Source organism: Pseudomonas sp. GR 6-02 (genome assembly GCF_001655615.1).
In the GTDB taxonomy this organism is placed as follows: domain Bacteria; phylum Pseudomonadota; class Gammaproteobacteria; order Pseudomonadales; family Pseudomonadaceae; genus Aquipseudomonas.
Window position 1 is genome coordinate 1099875 of the sequence record NZ_CP011567.1, and the last position, 20126, is coordinate 1120000.

22 protein-coding genes (1 of these 22 only partly in view) are annotated in these 20126 nt (G+C 58.3%); 12 read left to right on the forward strand and 10 right to left on the reverse strand.

Annotation, left to right across the window (positions count from 1 at the left end; translation table 11 throughout):
- Positions 1 to 141 precede the first annotated feature (141 nt).
- From hmpA to cyoE, 8 genes are all read left to right on the forward strand, one after another.
- Positions 142 to 1323, forward strand: coding sequence for an NO-inducible flavohemoprotein (hmpA, locus tag PGR6_RS04710; protein WP_018930152.1), 1182 nt, complete (start codon positions 142 to 144; stop codon positions 1321 to 1323).
- 172 nt (positions 1324 to 1495) lie between these two features.
- Positions 1496 to 2056 carry an ester cyclase gene (locus tag PGR6_RS04715; protein ID WP_064616215.1) on the forward strand — a complete coding sequence of 187 codons (561 nt, stop codon included), beginning with the start codon at positions 1496 to 1498 and terminating at the stop codon, positions 2054 to 2056.
- 25 nt (positions 2057 to 2081) lie between these two features.
- The gene (locus PGR6_RS04720) at positions 2082 to 2591 is read left to right on the forward strand and encodes a disulfide bond formation protein B (RefSeq protein WP_019582334.1); all 510 of its coding nucleotides are present in this window, start codon (positions 2082 to 2084) and stop codon (positions 2589 to 2591) included.
- A gap of 827 nt (positions 2592 to 3418) precedes the next feature.
- The gene (gene cyoA, locus PGR6_RS04730) at positions 3419 to 4363 is read left to right on the forward strand and encodes a ubiquinol oxidase subunit II (protein ID WP_026286728.1); all 945 of its coding nucleotides are present in this window, start codon (positions 3419 to 3421) and stop codon (positions 4361 to 4363) included.
- Between the two features lie 3 nt (positions 4364 to 4366).
- Positions 4367 to 6397 (forward strand): cytochrome o ubiquinol oxidase subunit I, encoded by a 2031-nt coding sequence (gene cyoB / locus PGR6_RS04735; protein WP_018930157.1) that lies wholly within the window; start codon positions 4367 to 4369, stop codon positions 6395 to 6397.
- A 3-nt stretch (positions 6398 to 6400) separates the two neighbouring features.
- Positions 6401 to 7027 carry a cytochrome o ubiquinol oxidase subunit III gene (locus PGR6_RS04740; protein WP_064616217.1) on the forward strand — a complete coding sequence of 209 codons (627 nt, stop codon included), beginning with the start codon at positions 6401 to 6403 and terminating at the stop codon, positions 7025 to 7027.
- Positions 7028 to 7357, forward strand: coding sequence for a cytochrome o ubiquinol oxidase subunit IV (gene cyoD / locus PGR6_RS04745; RefSeq protein ID WP_007941629.1), 330 nt, complete (start codon positions 7028 to 7030; stop codon positions 7355 to 7357).
- Positions 7358 to 7368: 11 nt separating this feature from the next.
- Positions 7369 to 8256, forward strand: coding sequence for a heme o synthase (cyoE, locus tag PGR6_RS04750; RefSeq protein ID WP_018930159.1), 888 nt, complete (start codon positions 7369 to 7371; stop codon positions 8254 to 8256).
- A gap of 131 nt (positions 8257 to 8387) precedes the next feature.
- Here the strand turns inward: cyoE and PGR6_RS04755 are convergent, their stop codons facing one another.
- The 4 genes from PGR6_RS04755 to PGR6_RS04770 form a co-directional block, all read right to left on the reverse strand.
- On the reverse strand, positions 8388 to 9092 hold the full coding sequence (locus tag PGR6_RS04755; protein ID WP_064616218.1) for a hypothetical protein: 705 nt from the start codon (positions 9090 to 9092) through the stop codon (positions 8388 to 8390).
- A gap of 136 nt (positions 9093 to 9228) precedes the next feature.
- Entirely contained in the window at positions 9229 to 9744 is a 516-nt protein-coding gene (locus PGR6_RS04760; RefSeq protein ID WP_064616219.1) for a hypothetical protein, read from the reverse strand.
- 66 nt (positions 9745 to 9810) lie between these two features.
- A complete protein-coding gene (locus PGR6_RS04765; protein ID WP_064616220.1) occupies positions 9811 to 11334 on the reverse strand; it encodes a sensor histidine kinase in 1524 nt (507 codons plus the stop codon).
- On the reverse strand, positions 11331 to 12047 hold the full coding sequence (locus PGR6_RS04770; protein WP_018930163.1) for a response regulator transcription factor: 717 nt from the start codon (positions 12045 to 12047) through the stop codon (positions 11331 to 11333). The genes PGR6_RS04765 and PGR6_RS04770 overlap by 4 nt, the downstream gene beginning before the upstream one ends.
- Before the next feature lie 152 nt (positions 12048 to 12199).
- On the opposite strand from PGR6_RS04770, the gene msrB reads away from it, so the two are divergent.
- The 3 genes from msrB to msrA are packed head-to-tail and all read left to right on the forward strand — an operon-like array spanning position 12200 to position 15303.
- Positions 12200 to 12715 carry a peptide-methionine (R)-S-oxide reductase MsrB gene (gene msrB / locus PGR6_RS04775; protein ID WP_018930164.1) on the forward strand — a complete coding sequence of 172 codons (516 nt, stop codon included), beginning with the start codon at positions 12200 to 12202 and terminating at the stop codon, positions 12713 to 12715.
- A 43-nt stretch (positions 12716 to 12758) separates the two neighbouring features.
- Positions 12759 to 14558, forward strand: a complete 1800-nt coding sequence (locus PGR6_RS04780) for a cytochrome c biogenesis protein DipZ (RefSeq protein WP_064621199.1) — start codon at positions 12759 to 12761, stop codon at positions 14556 to 14558.
- A 28-nt stretch (positions 14559 to 14586) separates the two neighbouring features.
- Entirely contained in the window at positions 14587 to 15303 is a 717-nt protein-coding gene (msrA, locus tag PGR6_RS04785; protein ID WP_064616221.1) for a peptide-methionine (S)-S-oxide reductase MsrA, read from the forward strand.
- A gap of 15 nt (positions 15304 to 15318) precedes the next feature.
- On the opposite strand, the gene PGR6_RS04790 is transcribed toward msrA, so the two are convergent.
- Together PGR6_RS04790 and PGR6_RS04795 are read right to left on the reverse strand one after the other, a co-directional pair.
- The gene (locus tag PGR6_RS04790; protein ID WP_064616222.1) at positions 15319 to 16332 is read right to left on the reverse strand and encodes a sensor domain-containing diguanylate cyclase; all 1014 of its coding nucleotides are present in this window, start codon (positions 16330 to 16332) and stop codon (positions 15319 to 15321) included.
- Between the two features lie 75 nt (positions 16333 to 16407).
- Positions 16408 to 17313 carry a LysR family transcriptional regulator gene (locus PGR6_RS04795; protein WP_026286730.1) on the reverse strand — a complete coding sequence of 302 codons (906 nt, stop codon included), beginning with the start codon at positions 17311 to 17313 and terminating at the stop codon, positions 16408 to 16410.
- A 102-nt stretch (positions 17314 to 17415) separates the two neighbouring features.
- Here PGR6_RS04795 and PGR6_RS04800 point away from each other — a divergent pair, with 102 nt between their 5' ends.
- Positions 17416 to 18591 carry an aspartate aminotransferase family protein gene (locus tag PGR6_RS04800; protein ID WP_019651780.1) on the forward strand — a complete coding sequence of 392 codons (1176 nt, stop codon included), beginning with the start codon at positions 17416 to 17418 and terminating at the stop codon, positions 18589 to 18591.
- Between the two features lie 6 nt (positions 18592 to 18597).
- Here PGR6_RS04800 and PGR6_RS04805 read toward each other — a convergent pair whose 3' ends face one another.
- The 4 genes from PGR6_RS04805 to PGR6_RS04820 all read right to left on the reverse strand — a co-directional run.
- A complete protein-coding gene (locus PGR6_RS04805) occupies positions 18598 to 18852 on the reverse strand; it encodes a Txe/YoeB family addiction module toxin (RefSeq protein WP_064616223.1) in 255 nt (84 codons plus the stop codon).
- Positions 18849 to 19103 (reverse strand): type II toxin-antitoxin system Phd/YefM family antitoxin, encoded by a 255-nt coding sequence (locus PGR6_RS04810; protein ID WP_064616224.1) that lies wholly within the window; start codon positions 19101 to 19103, stop codon positions 18849 to 18851. The genes PGR6_RS04805 and PGR6_RS04810 overlap by 4 nt, the downstream gene beginning before the upstream one ends.
- Positions 19104 to 19330: 227 nt before the next feature.
- Positions 19331 to 19858 carry an adenylate kinase gene (locus PGR6_RS04815; RefSeq protein ID WP_018930170.1) on the reverse strand — a complete coding sequence of 176 codons (528 nt, stop codon included), beginning with the start codon at positions 19856 to 19858 and terminating at the stop codon, positions 19331 to 19333.
- Positions 19859 to 19874: 16 nt separating this feature from the next.
- Positions 19875 to 20126, reverse strand: partial view of an alkaline phosphatase D family protein gene (locus tag PGR6_RS04820; protein WP_064616225.1) — the end only. Its footprint extends 1686 nt past the window's final position; 252 of the gene's 1938 nt are visible here — the last part of the coding sequence; the start codon falls outside the window, past its right edge — the gene reads right to left on this strand; its stop codon occupies positions 19875 to 19877.

Below are 20126 nucleotides of genomic sequence, written 5' to 3' on the forward strand. Positions count from 1 at the left end.
TCCGTGTAGTCGCTATGACTATAAAACGATGAGTGTCGATATGACTACATTGTTTTTAATTGTTTGATTTATAAGGTTTTAATTGTTGGCATGGAAACTGATAAGCAAAGGGTATTCATATAAAGCCCAGGAGTTGCTCTTATGCTTAGCGTTCAAGACCGTGCCATCGTCAAGTCCACCGTACCGCTGCTGGAAAGCGGTGGCGAGGCATTGATCACTCACTTCTACCGCATGATGCTCTCCGAATACCCGGAAGTCCGCCCGCTGTTCAACCAGGCCCACCAGGCCAGCGGCGATCAGCCTCGCGCCTTGGCCAACGGTGTATTGATGTACGCGCGGCACATCGACCAGCTCGATCAGTTGGGCGACCTGGTGGCCAAGATCATCAACAAGCACGTGGCCCTGCAAATCCTCCCGGAACATTACCCGATCGTGGGCAGCTGCCTGTTGCGAGCCATCTCTGAAGTACTGGGCGACGAAATTGCCACGCCTGAAGTGATGAGCGCCTGGGGCGCGGCCTACAACCAACTGGCCGAAATCCTGATCGGTGCCGAAGCCAGTATCTACGACCAGAAAGCCCAGGCACCGGGCGGCTGGCGCGGCGCGCGGGAATTCATCGTGGCGGCCAAGGTCGAGGAAAGCTCGGAAATCACTTCGTTCTACTTCGAACCGGCGGATAAAGGGCCGATTCTCGCGGCCGAGCCCGGCCAGTACATCGGCATGAAACTGATCCTCGACGGCGAAGAAATCCGGCGTAATTATTCGCTGTCGGCGCTGGCCAACAAGGGCCAGTACCGCATCAGCGTCAAGCGCGAAACCGGTGGCCGCGCCTCCAACCATTTGCACGATCAACTGCACGTCGGCGCGAGCATCATGCTGTTCCCGCCAGCGGGCGACTTCACCCTGACCGCCAGCGACAAACCGTTGGTGCTGATCAGTGGCGGTGTCGGCATCACCCCGACGCTGGCAATGCTCGAAGCGGCGCTGGCGACCGAGCGGCCGGTGCATTTTATTCACTGTGCGCGCAACGGCAGCGTGCATGCCTTCCGCGACTGGATCGACGGGCTGGCCGAGCGTCATCCGCAGCTCAAGCGTTTCTATTGCTACGCCGAAGACGATGGCGTCAGCCCGGCGGCGGACAAGGTTGGCCTGCTGAGCCAGGAGCAACTCGGCGAGTGGTTGCCGCAGCAACGCGATGTGGATGCTTACTTCCTGGGGCCTAAAGGCTTCATGGCGGCGATCAAGCGTCACCTCAAGGCCTTGGGTGTGCCGGAGAAGCAAAGCCGTTACGAGTTCTTCGGGCCGGCTGCGGCGTTGGAGTAAGCAGTTGCGGCGACTCGGTCGGGGGACCGAGTCGCTTTCTTCACGGGCAAGCTTCACCTCGGTCCCGATTCGTAAAAAACGCTTAAAGGTTAATCCGTTCTTAACCGGTTTATCGTTTATTCCCCGATGCTGATGATAGGCGCTCGTTCGTTTACATGATCAGGATCGCCCCATGACTCACATCACTATCTCCCGCCGTTTAACCCTGGCCGGCTTCAGCCTGACCGCTGCGCTGCTGGCGAGTCCGTTTGCCTCTGCCGAACCGACCTTGCTCCAGCCCAAGAGCCTGATTGTCGATCAGAGCCTGCCCAAGGCGCAGCGCGATTCCATGGAATTGGCCGCCCGGCGTTATGGCAGCTTCTGGAACACCGGGGAGGAGGGGTTGGCCAAGGCTGCGTTGTCAGAGCAGTTCGTCGACAAGACCCCGCCAGAAGGCCGGGTTCAGGGGCCGACCGGGCCACTGCTGGCGTCGAAGTTCTTTCGCACGGCGGTGCCGGACCTGAGCTGCGAGATCGAACAAATGATCATTGCCGGTGATCGGGTGGTGGTGCATTTGCACTTTCGCGGGCACTTCACCGGCCCGTTCAAGGCTCTCAAAGGTCAGGGTCAGCGTGTAGACTTCCGGGCAACCGATATCTATCAGATCGACAACGGTCGCATCGCGGCCAATTGGCATATCGAAGACAACATCAGCCTGATGCAGCAGCTGCAAGCGCAGCCGCCGGCGAGCTGATCCACGGACACAGAAGGGAAACGCGATGAGCGAGGAAACAATGCGGTTGGGACGTGAACGGCGCTATCTGGTGTTGCTGGGCATCATCTGCCTGGCGCTGATCGGTGGCGCGCTGTACATGCAAGTGGTGCTGGGCGAGGCGCCGTGCCCGCTGTGCATCTTGCAGCGCTACGCATTGTTGCTGATCGCGCTCTTCGCGTTTATCGGCGCAGCGATGCGCACCCGCCGCAGCATCACGCTGTTCGAGGCGTTGGTGGTGATCAGCGCCATCGCAGGCGTTGGGGTGGCCGGGCATCACGTCTATACCCAGCTGTACCCGGAAGTCAGCTGTGGCATCGATGTGCTGCAACCGATCGTCGACGGCCTGCCGCTGGCGAAGATCTTCCCGCTGGGCTTCCAGGTCGACGGTTTCTGCTCCACGCCGTACCCGCCGATCCTTGGTTTGTCCCTGGCACAGTGGGCGCTGACGGCGTTCGTGCTGGTCGTGGTGCTGGTGCCGCTGCTCACTTGGCGTAACCGCAAAGCCCTGCGCTGAGACCGTCCGCCACACCGTTGCAGGAAACAAAAAACGCCCCGGTCCTCGTTCAGAGGCCGGGGCGTTTTGCATGTTCAAAGCTCAAATGAAAAGACCTTGATGCGCGACAATTATGGATGCGGCATGTGTGCGACATGTTGTCACAGCTCGAGTGTCGCAAGTCATTTCAAGACATGGAATCGGGACACCTCAAGGTACCCAAAACAGGCTCTGCAAGCCACTACCGCTTTCAGTGCCAATCAGCCGAAACAGGCAGTTTTAACAGGGGCTGGCGAATGGCCAAAGCCCTTGTCACATAGGGGGTAGAGCAGGGTCTGAGGCGAGCGCAGAGCCCAGGAAGCTGTCTGAACTTCGCGCGGTACACCTACATTTTTTGGTGTTTTTGTTGAGAATTAATTTCGATACCATGGCCCACTTTTGCAAAAACCGTGAATGATTGTTGCTGGAACGGATAAAAATTATTTCGGGATGAGACATGGTTTATGAATCGCTACATATCTACAATCGCCCGCACTGAATTCCCGGCACTGCTCATCCTGACTCAGGCTTATGAGTAGAACAGGGCGTCGAGAAGCCTGATGGCTTCATGCGACCCCCCATTGTCGGTGCCTTCCGACGATCCGCACCAAATGGAATTGGTCTGTAACAAGGCCCTTGACCACGAATTCGAATAAGAACACACCGCAGGCCCAGCAATTGTCGAGCCGCGTCTGACGCGCGACGGGCAGGCCCTTATTCAATCCAAGAAAAATGCCAACCCTTGGCAGGGTGAAGTGTTGGCGATCAAAACCCAACTGCATTGCGCAAGCTGCTTTAGAGGTCGTGAGATGAGTAAAAACAGGTACCCCAGACTACTAGGCTTATTGCCGCTGCTCGGCACGTTGTTGCTGGGAGGCTGCAACATGACCTTGCTCGATCCCAAGGGCCAGGTCGGCCTGGATGAGCGAAACCTGATCATCACCGCAACGCTGCTGATGCTGTTGGTCGTCGTGCCGGTCATCGTCATGACGTTCCTGTTCGCCTGGAAATACCGCGCTTCCAACCAGGACGCCGTCTACACGCCAAAATGGTCCCACTCCACCAAGATCGAAATCGCGGTGTGGACTATTCCGGTACTGATCATCATTGCCCTGGGTTACGTCACCTACAAGTCGACCCACGCACTGGATCCTTACAAGCCGCTGGAATCCGACGTCAAGCCGGTCACCATTGAAGTGGTCGCGCTGGACTGGAAGTGGCTGTTCATCTACCCGGAACAAGGCATCGCCACGGTCAACAAGATCGTGTTCCCGGCGCACACCCCGATCAACTTCAAGATCACTTCCGACGCCGTGATGAACTCGTTCTTCATCCCTGCTCTGGGCGGTCAGATCTACGCGATGGCGGGCATGCAGACCAAACTGCACCTGATCGCCAACCAGAACGCTGAAATGGACGGTATCTCCGCCAACTACAGCGGCGCGGGTTTCACCGGCATGAAATTCAAAGCTATCGCCACTTCTCAGGAAGATTTCGACGCCTGGGTAAGCGAAGTCAAAAAGGCACCTAAACAGCTTGAACAAGCTGAATACGCAGCCCTGTCCAAACAAAGCCAGAACAACCCAGTCGAGCTTTACTCCTCGGTCACGCCGAACCTGTTCCAGATCATCGTCGACAAGTACGAAGGCATGAAACCGGGCAAGCCAGTGCACCACGAGAAGAAAGAGCACGAAGTGGCCGCCATGGAAGGAATGGACATGAGTTCGCATTCAGCTGCCGGGGCAGAGGAGTAAACGATGTTTGGTAAATTAAGTTGGGAAGCGGTCCCGTTCCACGAACCGATCGTAATGGTGACCATCGCCATGATCGCGCTCGGTGGTCTGGCACTGTTCGCTGCAATCACCTACTTCAAGAAGTGGACCTATTTGTGGACCGAGTGGTTGACCTCGGTCGACCACAAGAAAATCGGCGTGATGTACATCGTCGTCGCCATGGTCATGCTGCTGCGTGGCTTTGCCGACGCCATCATGATGCGTACCCAGTTGGCCATGGCCACCGAGGGTTCGCCTGGCTACCTGCCACCTGAACACTATGACCAGATCTTCACCGCCCACGGTGTGATCATGATCATTTTCATGGCGATGCCATTCTTCACCGGCCTGATGAACCTTGCAGTGCCGTTGCAGATCGGCGCGCGTGACGTTGCCTTCCCGTTCCTGAACTCCCTGAGCTTCTGGCTGCTGGTTTCCGGCGTGGTGCTGATCAACCTGTCCCTGGGCGTTGGCGAATTCGCCAAGACTGGTTGGGTTGCCTATCCGCCGCTGTCGGGTCTGCAATACAGTCCGGGCGTGGGGATGGATTACTACATCTGGGCGCTGCAGCTATCCGGGCTAGGTACGACGCTGACGGGGGTCAACTTCCTGGCCACCGTGCTGAAAATGCGTACCCCTGGCATGAAGCTGATGGACATGCCGATCTTCACCTGGACCTGCACCTGGGCCAACGTCCTGATCGTGGCTTCGTTCCCGATCCTGACCGCTACCCTGGCTTTGCTGACGCTTGACCGTTACATGGATTTCCACATTTTCACCAATGAACTTGGTGGTAATCCGATGATGTACGTCAACCTGTTCTGGGCTTGGGGTCACCCTGAGGTTTACATCCTGATCCTGCCGGCGTTCGGTATCTTCTCCGAAGTCATCTCGACCTTCACCGGCAAGAAGCTGTTCGGCCACCATTCGATGATCTACGCTTCGGGCGCGATCTCGATCCTGGGCTTCATGGTTTGGCTGCACCACTTCTTCACCATGGGTTCGGGTGCCAGCGTCAACGCCTTCTTCGGTCTGGCGACGATGCTGATTTCCATCCCGACGGGTGTGAAGCTGTTCAACTGGCTGTTCACCATCTACCAGGGCCGTCTGCGCTTCACCAGCCAGGTGATGTGGACCCTGGGCTTCATGGTGACCTTCGCCATCGGCGGCATGACCGGCGTACTGCTGGCCATCCCGGGTGCTGACTTCGTACTGCACAACAGCCTGTTCGTGATCGCGCACTTCCACAACGTGATCATCGGCGGCGCGGTATTCGGTTACATCGCAGGCTTCGCCTTCTACTTCCCGAAAGCGTTCGGCTTCAAGCTGCACGAAGGCTGGGGCAAGGCAGCATTCTGGTTCTGGATCTCCGGCTTCTTCGTCGCGTTCATGCCGCTCTATGTACTGGGCTTCATGGGTATGACCCGTCGTCTGAACGCCACCACCAACCCTGAGTGGGTGCCGTACCTGTACGTTGCCATGTTCGGTGCGGTGATGATCGCTGCGGGTATCGCCTGCCAGCTGATCCAGCTGTACGTGAGTATCCGTGACCGCAAGCTGCCGCAGAACATGTGCGAGCACGGCGACCCATGGAATGCCCACACCCTGGAATGGTCGACCTCCTCGCCACCTCCGTTCTACAACTTCGCCGTGCTGCCAAAAGCCGACGTTGTCGACCCGTTCACCGAAGCCAAGGAAAACGGCACCGCGTACAAGGCTCCGACCAAGTACGAGCCGATCCACATGCCAAACAACACCGCGACCGGTGTGGTCATGGGCGCACTGTTGACCGTATTCGGTTTCGCGATGATCTGGCACATCTGGTGGTTGGCAATCGCCAGCCTGGCAGGCACCGTGATCTACTTCGCGATCCACGCGGCCCGTGATGATCAAGGCTACTACGTGCCGGTCGACGTGATCGAGCGCATCGAAGCCGAGCAGCACAAGCGTCTGGTAGCAGCCGGGAAAGTCCCAGCCACCACCACCCGTGTTGAAACCTCGTTGGAACAGGCTTAAACCATGTCGAACTTAGTGACCAATGCTGGACACACCCATGTCGATGGACATGGGCATGATGACCATCACCACGACTCGGGCGAGATGACCGTATTCGGTTTCTGGCTCTACCTGATGACCGACTGCATTCTGTTTGCGTCGATCTTCGCAGCGTACGCGGTACTGGTTAACAACGTAGCGGGTGGCCCGTCGGGCCACGACATCTTCGAACTGCCATACGTACTGGGCGAAACCGCTCTGCTGCTGTTCAGTTCGATCACCTACGGCTTCGCCATGCTGGCGTTCTTCCGTGGCAACAAGAAGCAGGTCCTGGGCTGGCTGGCCCTGACCTTCATGTTCGGTGCCGGCTTCATCGGCATGGAGATCAACGAGTTCCACATGCTGATCTCCGAGGGCTATGGCCCTAACCGTTCGGGCTTCCTGTCCGGGTTCTTCACCCTGGTCGGCACCCACGGTCTGCACGTGACCAGCGGTCTGATCTGGATGGCGATCATGATGTACCAGGTGCAGAAAAAAGGCCTGACGGCGACCAACAAGACCCGTCTGAGCTGCCTGAGCCTGTTCTGGCACTTCCTGGACGTGGTGTGGATCTGCGTATTCACCGTTGTTTATCTGATGGGGACTATGTAAATGGCTAACGCGCACTCTCATGACGACGCCGGTCACGGCAGCGTCAAGTCCTACGTCATTGGCTTCGTCCTGTCGGTAATCCTGACCCTGATCCCGTTCGGTCTGGTGATGTACCCGTCGCTGCCGAAGTCGCTGACCCTGTGGATCGTACTGGCTTTCGCCGTTATCCAGGTGCTGGTGCACCTGGTGTACTTCCTCCACCTGGACCGTTCCGCCGCGCAGCGTAACAACGTGATTGCGTTTGTTTTCGCCGCGATCGTGATTGTCCTGCTGGTTGGCCTGTCGCTGTGGATCATGTTCAGCATCCACACCAACATGATGGCGAAGTGAGGTAAGTCCGGATGTCCTTTAAGCACTTTATCCAAATCACCAAACCGGGGATCATTTTCGGTAACGTGCTTTCTGTGGCAGGCGGATTTTTCCTGGCCTCCAAAGGGCATGTCGATCTGGCCATTTTCCTGGCCGCGATGATCGGCACGTCCCTGGTCGTGGCTTCCGGTTGCGTGTTCAACAACTGCATCGACCGCGACATCGACCTGAAGATGGAACGCACCAAGAACCGGGTGCTGGTCCAGGGCTTGATCTCCCTGAAACTGGCCCTGGCTTATGCGACCGTCCTGGGTGTCGCCGGCGTTGCGTTGTTGTACAAGGTGGCCAACCCGTTGGCCGCGTTGTTCGCGGTGATCGGTTTTGTCATCTACGTCGGCTTCTACAGCCTGTACCTCAAGCGCAAGTCGGTTCACGGCACGCTGGTGGGCAGTCTGTCGGGGGCGATGCCACCGGTGATCGGTTACGTCGCGGTCAGCAATAACTTCGACATGGCCGCACTGACGTTGCTGGTGATGTTCAGCCTGTGGCAGATGCCGCATTCCTACGCCATCGCAATCTTCCGCTTCAACGATTACCTGGCCGCATCGATTCCGGTGCTGCCAGTGAAGCGCGGCATTGAAGTGGCCAAGAAACACATCCTGCTCTACATCCTGGCCTTCCTCGTGGCGACCTTGATGCTGACCTTCAGCGGCTACGCCGGCATGAGCTACCTCGCCGTCGCCGCGGCCATGGGCATGTACTGGCTGTACATGGCCTGGACCGGCTACAAGGCAGTGGATGACACGGTCTGGGCACGCAAGCTGTTCGTGTTCTCGATCTTCACCATTACCGCGTTGAGCGTGATGATGTCTTTGGACTTCAAAGTGCCGGGCGAGTTGTTGCTGACGTACGCGCCTTAAGCGTCGGATGTTGTAAAGAAAAGCCCCGCCCTTCGTGAGAAGGGCGGGGCTTTTTCGTTTAATCACGATTGGTGTACAGGCAATAAAAATCCCCGCTTGATGGCGGGGATTTTTGTGTGCAGCGTTTAGCGTTACTGCGCAGTGATGCTGTAGCCGTCGAACGCGGTCTGCTGCTGCAGCGCGGTGATGATGTTTTTGCGGTTGACCGGTTGTTCGGCCCCGGCATTGTCCAGGAACGTCTCGCTTTCCAGCTCCGCTTCTTCACCTTCGCCGACGAAAGTGAAGCCCAGGAATTCCAGCGCTTCACGGTCAACGTTCAGGCGCGAGCGCGGGGTGCGCAGGGGCAGGGTGACGCTGATGCCGTCCTTGCTGATGGTGAACACTTCGACTTCTTTTTTGGCGCGAGCCGCTTTGCTCTTGCCGCTGCTCGGGTTGCTGATGGCTTGGTGAGTCTGGTTCAGCACTTTCAGCGCCAGGCCATAAACGATTTCCTGGAACGCCGGGTCGTCCTTGAAGCTGGACAGAATGCGGCTGATCGGGAATTTGCTGCTCAGGTCTTCCAGGGCGGCAATATCGGCCGCTTCGGCGTCTTTCAATTGCTTGAGTTCGCCCATCAATTCGTAGGCTTTATCGTCATCGAAGCTGTCGTGAGCCTGGCGAATCGCGGCGCGCAGTTCGCGGATCTGGTCGCTTTCCCGGGTGGATTGAAAAGCGTCCAGAACCATCTCGCTGATGGTCTTGGCCTGAGGCACGTGTTGTGAAAGATTGATGGAGTTTTCGTATTCCGCTTTGGACGACAAGGTGACTACGGATTCAGCGGTATTGGAATCGGACATTGAAATTTCACTACTTCTTTAACTTGGATAGAGGCGAGAAAGCACGGGGCTTTTTCAGGCCGCCTAATCTATTGGACCAGCGCTGCGTTGTCACGGATGAACCGGTGGCTGGTCTGCATTTTTGGTGAGAGCGCTTTTAGCTGACTGACATCTGCGGGCGTTTTGCCTGGAGTGTCAGTAGCACCCGATAAAGTTTCAGCGCCCGCCCGCTGATCAATCCGCAGACAAAACCTGACGCCGTGGCCTTGAGCAGCAACATCTCAACAGTGACGGCGAACTCCGGATGCACCTCATCCTGATAGCCCAAGTAATAGTTCACGGCAAAAAACAGCAGGTAGAGCACCGGTGTTTTAACCGTGCCCGGCACGATCAGCCCGGTTTCCGGATCATCCAGCTCAATACCCTTGTGCGCAAATACAACCAGTGCCGTGAGGCTGCCCATAATGACGGCGGCCAACCAGCAGCCAATCGATAGTTGAGGGTTCAGCGTCAGGTTCAGCGAGTACAACGACCAGCCGAGCAAAAGCGGTGGAGTGACAAGCAACGACGTTTTGCTTTCATGGGTTGGGGATAAGGCTTTGACGCCGTAGTAACAGAGCAGCAGAAAGATCGCATAAACCCATAGAGGGGTGTTTTGCAGGGTGTTGAGCATTACGTAGCGTCCGTGCCGGGAATGAAGAGTCCGGATAATAGCTGCTGCCATGGCCGAGGCTATCGACTATTTCCCCGTCGAATTCATATTCATCGAACGAGTCATCCACTGCTCCGCCGTTTGCTCATCCACCGGCAAGGAAAAACGAAAAGTCGCGCCGCGTCCCGGCACATCGATCAGCTCGATCTCGCGACCGTGCAATTGCAGGATCCGGTGCACGATCCGCAATCCCAGCCCGCCATCGCGCCGTGCGCCGCCAATGTTGAATGGACGCAGGAACAGACCTTCGCGCAATTCGGGGTCGATGCCGGGGCCGGTGTCGCTGACGGTCACTTCGATAAAAGACCCTTGGGGGCGGAGGCTGAGTTCGATTTCTCCGCCTGGGGGCGTGTGGCGTAGGGCGTTGTCGAACAAATTGGTCAGCACCCGCTCGATCAGCCCCAGGTCGGCGCAGGCCACGGCGACGTTGGGGGCGAAGGTGGCCTTGAGTTCAATCTGGCGCGCTTCGGCGCTGAGTTCGAATTTCTGAAAAATGTCCTGCACCAGATCGGTCAGGGAGAAACGCTCCAGCACCGGTTGCACGAAACCGTGTTCCAGCCGCACCAGTTCCAGCAGTGATTGCGCCAGGCCGCCGACCTTGCGGCTTTGATCCAGGGCGATTCCCAGATAACGACGGCGGTCGGCGGGGGACAAGGTGGCGTCCTTGAGCGAAAGGGTTTCCAGGTAACCGTGCAGCGAGGCCAGCGGTGTGCGCAGGTCGTGGGAAATGTTGGCCACCAGTTCGCGACGCTCCTGATCCTGACGGGTCAGCGAGCGCCATTGTTCACCGAGGCGCGCTTGCATCTGTCGGAAGGCTGCGTCGAGTACGGCTATTTCATCGTGGCTGGCGGCCTTTTCCATGGGCTCCGGCTCAGGTTCGGGCGAAGCGGTCGGAACGCCGTTGATATCGAACTGACTGACTTTCTCGGTCAAGCGACGCAATGGCCGGGTGATCAGGGCGAATGCCGTGAGGCCGGCAATCAGGCACAGCAACGCCACCAGTCCGATGGACAACAACGCGGTATTGAGTGCGGCGCTGGTGGCTCCGCGCTCGGCGAAGCGGTCATGCGCTTCGCTGAGCAACACCACGTACAGATAACCGGCCGGCTGACCGTTGACCCGCAAAGGCGCGGCGCTGAACACCTTGCGACCATCGACGCTGCGTGGATCGTCGCCGAGAATCGGCAATGCCTCGCCTTTGAGCAAGCGCTGGATTGGCAGCAGATCGACCTGCTCCCTGTGTATCCGGCCTTCGGGCGCGGCGCTGCCGACAATCCGGCCTCCTGTGTCCAGCAGATAGACCTCGACACTGGGATTGACCAGCATCAGCTGGCTGAACAGTTCGCGCACCGCATTGGGCATCGGGCCATTGCGGTCCATCAGCACGGTGTCGTGGGCAATGTGTTGCGCCAGATCCCGCGACAAGCCTTGCACCACTTCCAGTTCATGCATCTGACTGGAGCGCACCTGCATCCACGCCGAGGTACCGCAGCACACCAGCAACAGCACGGCGAACACCAGGGACAGGCGTTGAGTCAGGGTCAGCCTCATGGCTGCTCTCCGCTTGCTGCGAATTTGTAGCCACGGCCCCACACCGTGAGGATGCGCGCCGGTTGCGCCGGATCGGCCTCGATCTTTGCCCGCAGGCGGTTGATATGAGTGTTGACCGTGTGTTCATAGCCTTCGTGGCTGTAGCCCCACACCGCATTGAGCAGGTCCATGCGCGAGAAGACTTTGCCAGGCTGACGGACAAAGAAGTACAGCAGGTCGAATTCCCGTGGCGTGAGGTCAAGACGCCGGCCGTCGAGGGAGACTTCACGGGTGATCGGGTCGATGGACAGGCCATCGCTGATCAGACTGCCAGCATCCATTTTCAGATTGCGGGCCATGGCGTCGACCCGTCGCAGCAGTGCCTTGACCCGTGCCACCAGCTCGAGCATGGAAAAGGGTTTGGCCAGGTAATCGTCTGCGCCCAGCTCCAGTCCCAGAATCCGATGTACTTCGCTGGAGCGCGCACTGGTGATGATGATCGGTGTGTAACGGGCCATGGCCCGGGCGCGGCGGCAGATTTCCAGGCCATCGACGCCGGGCAGCATCAGGTCGAGGATCAGTGCGTCCCAGCTTCCTTGCTGCAACAGACGCATGCCCTCGTCGCCGTCGGCGCAGTGCACCACCTCGAACTGCTCATCACGCAGATGCAGGCAGATAAGGTCGGCGATGTGCAGGTCGTCCTCGACCACCAGGACGCGTTTGGTCTGTTCCATGGAGCTCGATCCTTTGTGACGCAATGAACACATTGTGCGGGTTTTCCTGAGGTTGAGTTATCACGAATTATTTAACTCCTCGTGAGGATTTGGCGATCAACTCAAGCCTAGGCTGTGTTCCATGCAAGGCACCTGGAATTTTGGAGAAGGCCATGTTTTCACGGCGACAGTTTCTTGTAGCGAGCGGCGGGCTGGGGGCTGCAGCCCTGGTGATCGGTGTATTGCCAAAATTTTCCACAAGCGTTGCGCTGGTCGATGAAGCCCGCGCGCAGGAGGTTTTCGAGGTGACCCACAGCGACAGCGAATGGCATGCCCGGCTCAGCGCCGAGCAGTACGAAATACTGCGCGAAGAGGGCACCGAACGGGCCTACAGCAGCCCGCTGAACAACGAGCACCGCAAAGGCGTTTTTGCCTGCGCCGGTTGTGATCTGCCGTTGTTTTCTTCCGACACCAAGTTCGACAGTCGTACTGGCTGGCCGAGTTTCTGGGCTCCCCTGGACAACGCGGTGGCCACCCGACAGGACCGCTCCTTCGGTGTATTGCGCGAAGAGGTGCACTGTCGTCGTTGCGGCGGTCATCTGGGGCATGTCTTCGAGGATGGGCCAAAGCCCACCGGGCTGCGCTACTGCATGAACGGCCTGGCGCTGACCTTCAAGCCACAGGCGTAATCCATGGGCACTTCCTTTCACTCACTTCATGCAGGTCGACGTTATGTGGCTTCTGGTCCTCGCTTATCTCGGTGGTGTGCTGACGATTGTCAGCCCGTGCATTCTGCCGGTATTGCCCTTTGTCTTCGCTCGCACCGGGCAGCCATTTATGAAAAGTGGCTTGCCGCTGCTGGCGGGGATGGCGCTGACCTTCGCGCTCGTCGCCTCGTTGGCGGCGGTGGGCGGCGGTTGGGTGGTGCAAGTCAATCAATACGGTCGCTGGCTCGCGTTGCTGTTCGTTGCACTGTTCGGGTTGACGCTGTTGCTGCCGCGGTTGGCCGAACGCCTGACGCGTCCACTGGTGGCAGCCGGCGGTCGGCTGTCGCAAGCCGCGGGCGCCGATGCCCGGCCGCGTCCCGGCGCTTCATTCCTGATCGGCGTCGCCACGGGCCTGCTCTGGGCACCCTGCGCCGGGCCGATTCTGGGTTTGCTGCTGACCGGCGCGGCGCTGCAAGGGGCAAGCATCGCAACCACTGTGTTGCTGCTGGCTTACGCGGCCGGTGCCGCCACTTCTCTCGCTGCGGCACTGCTGCTGGGCGGTAAGGTCTTCGCCGCAATGAAGCGCTCGATAGGCGCGGGCGAGTGGCTGCGTCGAGGCCTGGGCGCTGCGATGCTGGTTGGTGTGGTGGCGATAGCCCTGGGACTGGACACCGGGATTCTGGCGCGGGTTTCAACGGCGTCCACCGGCGGTCTCGAACAGGCGCTGGTCAACCGGTTGGCCAGTAAGACTCCGGCCAACAGCGGGGCGATGATGGCGCAGATTCCACGGGCCGGCGATCAACCCGCCGGCGGCATGATGGCCGCTGGAGATGCGATGAAAGTGACCGCGAACGCGCTGCCGATTGAGGGCAGCCTTCCATCCCTGGACGGCGCCGTGCAATGGCTCAACTCGCCCCCACTCACCGCTCAGGCGTTGAAGGGCAAGGTCGTGCTGGTGGATTTCTGGACTTACTCCTGCATCAACTGCCTGCGCACCCTGCCGTATGTGAAGGCCTGGGCTGAGAAGTATCGCGATCAGGGTTTGGTGGTGATCGGTGTCCATGCGCCCGAGTTTGCCTTCGAACGGGATGTGGGCAATGTCACCAAAGCCATGAAGGACCTGGGCATCACCTACCCGGTGGCCATCGATAATGACTACAAGATCTGGCGTGCTTTCAACAACGAATACTGGCCGGCCCATTACTTTGCCGATGCTCAGGGACGCATTCGTTATCACCATTTTGGTGAAGGCAAGTACGCCGAGTCCGAGCAAGTGATTCAGCAACTGTTGCGTGAGGCGGGAGCGGCGAAAGTCGCGCAGGGGCTGATCAATGCCAACGCCCAGGGTGTTCAACTCGCCCCGGACATGAATGAAGTGCAATCCCCCGAAACCTATGTCGGCTACCGACGGATGGAGCATTTCGCCTCTGAAACCAGCCTGGTGCCGGACAAGGCGACTGCCTATAAGCCACCGTCACAACTGGCCCTCAATGACTGGAGCCTGGACGGTCAATGGGCTGTCGGTCCGGAGCGGGCCGTTTCAAACGCTGCGGCCAGTCGTATCGTCTATCGGTTTCACGCTCGCGACTTGCACTTGGTGTTGGGCCCCGGTGCTGACGGCAAACCGGTGCGTTTCAAAGTGTTGATCGACGGCAAGCCCCCAGGTGATGCCCACGGTATCGACGTCGCGCCTGATGGCCGCGGCAGCGTCACCGAGCAGCGGTTGTATCAACTGGTACGCCAGAGCACAGGCGTAAAAGACCGGACCTTCAGCATCGAGTTTCTCGATCCGGGTGTGTCGGCGTATGCGTTTACCTTTGGTTGATAGCCCCCATTCATTCAGGAGACAGCCCATGAAAACCCCATTCAACTGGCGTCGCACATTTCTGGGTTTGGCCGCCGCCAGCGTAATTGGTCAGTGCTCTGCATTCTCGTTCGCAGGCGCCGAAGAGGCGGTCATCATCCCGGCGCCGACGCTTGACGAAACCACCCAGGCGCACAGCGAAACGGCGGTTTTTGCCGGCGGTTGCTTCTGGGGCGTCCAAGGCGTGTTCCAGCATGTCAAAGGGGTGAAAAATGCGGTTTCCGGTTATGCCGGTGGCGCAGCCAATACCGCTCAATACGAGCGGGTCAGCGAGGGTGACACCGGCCATGCGGAGGCCGTCGAAGTGACCTTCGATCCCGCTCAGGTCAGTTACGGAAGCCTGCTGCAGATCTATTTCTCGGTGGCCCACAACCCCACCGAACTCAACCGCCAGGGCCCGGACCGAGGCACTCAGTATCGGTCGGCGCTATTCCCGAAAAGCACCGAACAGCAACGCGTCGCCCAGGCTTACATCACCCAGCTCGACGCTGCCCATTCGTTCAATAAACCGATTGTCACCAAGCTGGAAAGCTACAACGGTTTCTACCCGGCGGAAGAGGAGCATCAGGACTTCCTGACCGAGCATCCGACCTACCCCTACATCGTGATCAATGACCTGCCGAAAGTGGCGCAGTTGAAGCAACTGTTTCCGAATCGGTATCAGGAAAAACCAGTATTGGTGAAAGCGGGCATGCAGGGCGGCTGACAGGACGGAGTCGCCTCACCCAGAAATCAGGTTCTTGCCCGCGATTTTCGACCGATACAACGCCTGATCGGCCCTGGCCAGCAACCCGGTCTGTTGTTCTTCTTCAAAGCGCTGCACCACGCCAAAACTCATGGTCACTTGATAGTCCCCGACCGGCAGCAGGCTCGCCAGGCCATGACGGATTCTTTCAGCGAGTGACCTGGCGTCGGCCAACAAGGTATTGGGCAAAATCAGGATGAATTCGTCACCGCCCCAGCGCGCCAACAGATCGCCTTTGCGCACGCAGTGCTTCACACTCTCGATCACTTGCACCAACGCTGCATCTCCCAGGGCGTGACCGTAGTGATCGTTGATATTTTTGAAGTCATCGAGGTCCATGGCGATCAGCGACAGGGGTTCGCGGAAGCGTTGGGCGCGGTCGCATTCCTTGGGCAGGGTTTTCTCCAGTCGATAGCGATTGGCGATGCCGGTCAGCACATCGGTTTCTGCCAATTTGCGATTTTCTTCGAGTTGAATCTGTAACTGCTGATTGACCCGGGACAACTCCCGAGTGCGTTCCTTGACGATGGCTTCCAGGGATTGATTACGCCGCTCCATTTCTTCGATCAGGCGTTTCTTGTCTTCGATGCTGCGGTGCGCGCCGATCATTCGCGCCACCGAGCCGTCGGCATTACGTGCCAGCACGTAGCCGCGATCCTCGATCCAGGTGTAAGTGCCATCGCGCATGCGGCAGCGATACTCGGCCTGATAACCGGGAGCGCGCTGATCCAGGTAGTCATCAAACAACGCCATGACCCGCGAATAATCGTCGGGGTGGATCACGTTTTCCCAGGTCAACACATTGTTGTCCAGGGAATGAGGCGTATAGCCGAGCATCTCGTACCACCCAGGGTTGCGATAGACGAACCCGGTGTTGGCGTTCCAGTCCCAGATACCATCGCTGACCAGTTCCAGAATGGTGTGCAGCATGTCTTCGTTAAAATCTGACAGATCGAACTTCAACGGCTCGATTTTCGATGCCTCACCCATCATCGGTCTCCCTGCCGTCCTGATATTAACGTGACTCGTCAGTCGAGGAGATTAGTTCATGGCGTATTGCCCCGGCTAGTGCTTGCCCCACCACTGCAGTGCAAAGTCAACGAAGCTGCGCAATTTCGGCAAACGGTAGCGGTCCTGGGCATACACCAGGTTCATCGGCCGACTTGGCAGTTGGTAGTCCTGCATCAAGGCCACCAGTTTTCCGTCCCGAAGGTCTTGTTCCACCAGCGCATCGGGAACCATCACGATGCCCATGCCGGTTCGCGCCGCTTGATGCAACCCCGCCGAGCTGTTGATCAACATCGGCCCGCTGACCGCCACCATGACTTCACCTTCGGGCCCCTTCAGGCGCCATTGTTTGGCTACCGAGTGCCAGTCATCTCCGGCCGGGTAGGCGAAGGCCAAACAGTCATGGTGTTGCAGGTCGGCGGGTTTCTGCGGTGTGCCTCGACGCTCCAGATAATCCTTCGATGCGCACAGGGTCATCGTGTAGTCGATGAGCGGGCGAGAAATCATGTTGGACAGCTCGGTCGTGCCCAGACGAATCGCCACGTCGAAACCGTTGTCGAGCAAGTCCAGGCGCTGGTTGGTCAAAACGACATCGAGTTTGACTTGCGGGCAGCGCAGGGTGAACTCGCTCAGGGCCGGTGCGAGCCGTTCGGTGCCGAAGGTCAGCGGTGCGGTGATGCGCAGAGTGCCGCTCGGCTCGTCGAGGGTTTGTTCGGCCAGGCGTTCGGAGTCAGCCACCAGCCCCAGCACTTCGAGACACCGCTGATAGTACGCCGTGCCGAATTCCGTCAAACGCTGACGCCGTGTCGTACGGTTGAGCAAGCGCACACCCAGGCGTTGCTCCAGAGCCCGCAGGTGATTACCGACCATGGTCGTGGACATTTCGCACTGCAAAGCGGCGGCGGTCATGCTGCCGGCTTCCACCACTCTTACGTAAACGGTCATTGCCTGGAATAAATCCATTATCAAGCCCAGCTTTAAAATGATTGAAGTGTTGCGGTATTTATCCAGCTCAGGTGGCTAACCATACTGCAAAAACACCGACTATTGATGGAGCTTGATGTCATGACTGCCACCTGCCTGATGAGCACTTACCAACCTTTGGCCCTGAGTTTCAGCAAAGGCCTGGGCACGCGCCTGTGGGATCAGGCCGGTCGTGAATACCTGGACGCGGTGGCGGGCGTGGCGGTGACCAACGTCGGCCATTCCCATCCGCGAATCGTGTCGGCCATCAGCGAACAGGCCGGGTTGCTGTTGCACACATCCAACCTGTACAGCATCGACTGGCAACAGCGGCTGGCGCAGAAACTGGTTCGGCTGTCGGGCATGGAGCGGGCGTTCTTCAATAACTCCGGTGCCGAAGCCAACGAAACTGCGCTGAAACTTGCGCGGCTTTACGGCTGGCACAAAGGCATCGAGCAGCCGCTGGTAGTGGTCATGGAGAACGCTTTCCACGGACGGACCCTCGGCACCTTGTCGGCCAGTGACGGCCCGGCGGTGCGCCTGGGGTATAACAAGTTGCCGGGGGACTTCATTAAAGTGCCATTCGGCGACCTCGCTGCCCTGGAGAAGGCGCAGAAAGCCCACGGCCCACGCATTGTGGCGATTCTGATGGAGCCGATTCAGGGCGAAAGTGGTGTGCAAGTGGCGCCGCCTGGTTATCTCAAAGCAGTGCGTGAGCTCTGTGACCGACGCGCCTGGTTAATGATGCTCGACGAAATCCAGACCGGCATCGGCCGTACCGGCCAGTGGTTTGCGTTTCAGCACGAAGGCATCATCCCGGACGTCATGACCTTGGCCAAAGGCCTGGGTAATGGAGTGCCCGTCGGTGCCTGCCTGGCTCGGGGCAGGGCTGCGGATTTATTCACACCTGGCAGCCACGGCAGTACATTCGGCGGCAATCCGCTGGCGTGTCGGGTGGGTTGCACCGTGCTGGAGATCATCGAGGAACAAGGCCTGCTGGAAAACGCCAGACTTCAGGGCGAACGCCTGCTTGCCAGATTGCGCGTCGAACTGGCCGACGATCCGAACGTCCTGGTGATCCGTGGCCAGGGATTGATGATCGGCATCGAACTCGCCCAACCAATCCGCGACCTGACCCTGATCGCCGCACGGGATCACGGTTTGCTGATCAACGTGACACGGGGCAAGACCATTCGCCTGCTGCCACCGCTGACGATTGATGAGCGGGAAGTGGAAATGATTGTCAGAGGAGTGGGGCGGGCGGTGAAAGCGGCCTGAATGTGCTCAGTAGTGATACCTGCAAAGCACGATGCGCACCTCACCATTCTCGATTGCATAAACCAGGCGATGCTCGGAGGTGATTCGGCGTGACCAGAGGCCGCTCAGATTGTGTTTGAGCGGTTCAGGTTTGCCCAATCCTTCGAAGGGCTCACGCAGGATCGCCTTGATCAGCAGGTTGATTCGTTTGAGCCCGGCCTTATCGTTTTGCTGAAACCACAAATAGTCGTCCGAGCCTTCAGGAGTGAACTCGATATTCATTCTTCGATAAGTTGCCTGACTTTGGTCTTCCCTGCTCGCAGGTTACCGATTGATTTGATCAGTCGCTCGGCATTGGCTGGAGAACGGAGCAGATAGGCTGTCTCTTCGAGAGCGTTGTACTCCGCCAGAGACATCATCACCACAGGTTCGCCTTTCTGGCGGGTAACCAGCAATGGGGTGCGGTCTTCGTTGACCCGATCCATGGTTTCGGCCAGATGTGCACGTGCGGTGGTGTAGTTGATGGTTTGCATGTTGTAGTCCTCGCTCAAGGCAAAAAACGTACAGAAATGAGTACATGATGACAAGGCGACACCTACGAGTGGTCATTACGCAGACGACATATCCACGCTGGGTTAAAGTATCGCTGAAGCTTCTTCAAGACGTTTCTGCGAACGATGTAATCCCATTCTGACAATCTCGCCAGCTAGTCGTGTCCAATGTAGGAGTCCGATTCGCACGCAGAAAACGGCAGGGACGATCAGTCGGTTGGTTGCACCGCACTGACGAAAGCCGAGACTTCAGCCTGATTCATCAGTTGGCGTTTCGACCCGCTAAACCGGTCAAACAAACGCTGATGGGCGGCAAATCCACTGGACCCTTGGCGAGTACGGTAGCTGCCGGCCCAATCGAGTAACGCAATCAGCAACTCTTCCTTCTCGTCCCGCCTCGCTTCTCGCTGGCGTATGTTGTTCACGCAATCTTCGTCCTCCAGACACAGCCAGATCAGCGCAGTGGCCTGCTCCACAAGTTCGCTGACCATCCAGCCGTAAACACCCTCGATAACCCAACGCTCTTCACTCGCCGCCACCCGCGCCATTCCCAGTGCTTCGTTGCGGGGACGGGCGATGCTGTGTTCATCGGATACCCAGTGAATCAGGTCGAGATCGGTACAAGGCACTTGCAGATGCTCGGCCAGTCGTTTGGCCAGCCAGCTCTTGCCCGAGCCGGAATTGCCGATGATCAGGGTTCGAGTGAGGTTTAGGGTGGCCGGGTAATGATTACTCATGGTCATTCGTGCGAAGTCAGTCGGCTGTTTCGGACATTTCTGGCGCGATCATTCGCGTCTTCGGCGATCCATCCGCATTGAATTGATAAATATCCTGTGGCTGGCCCTTTTCATTGAAGAACACTTGGCCAATTCCTGCCGAGTTCCACAACCGTTCCCCTGCTTCGGCGTGTTCGGGGATGTGCGGAACAATGCGCATGCGTCGGCGTTTGGTCAGCCAGTTAAGGGGCGAGCGGGGCGAGTAGAGCCAACGGTTGAGGCGGTCGAA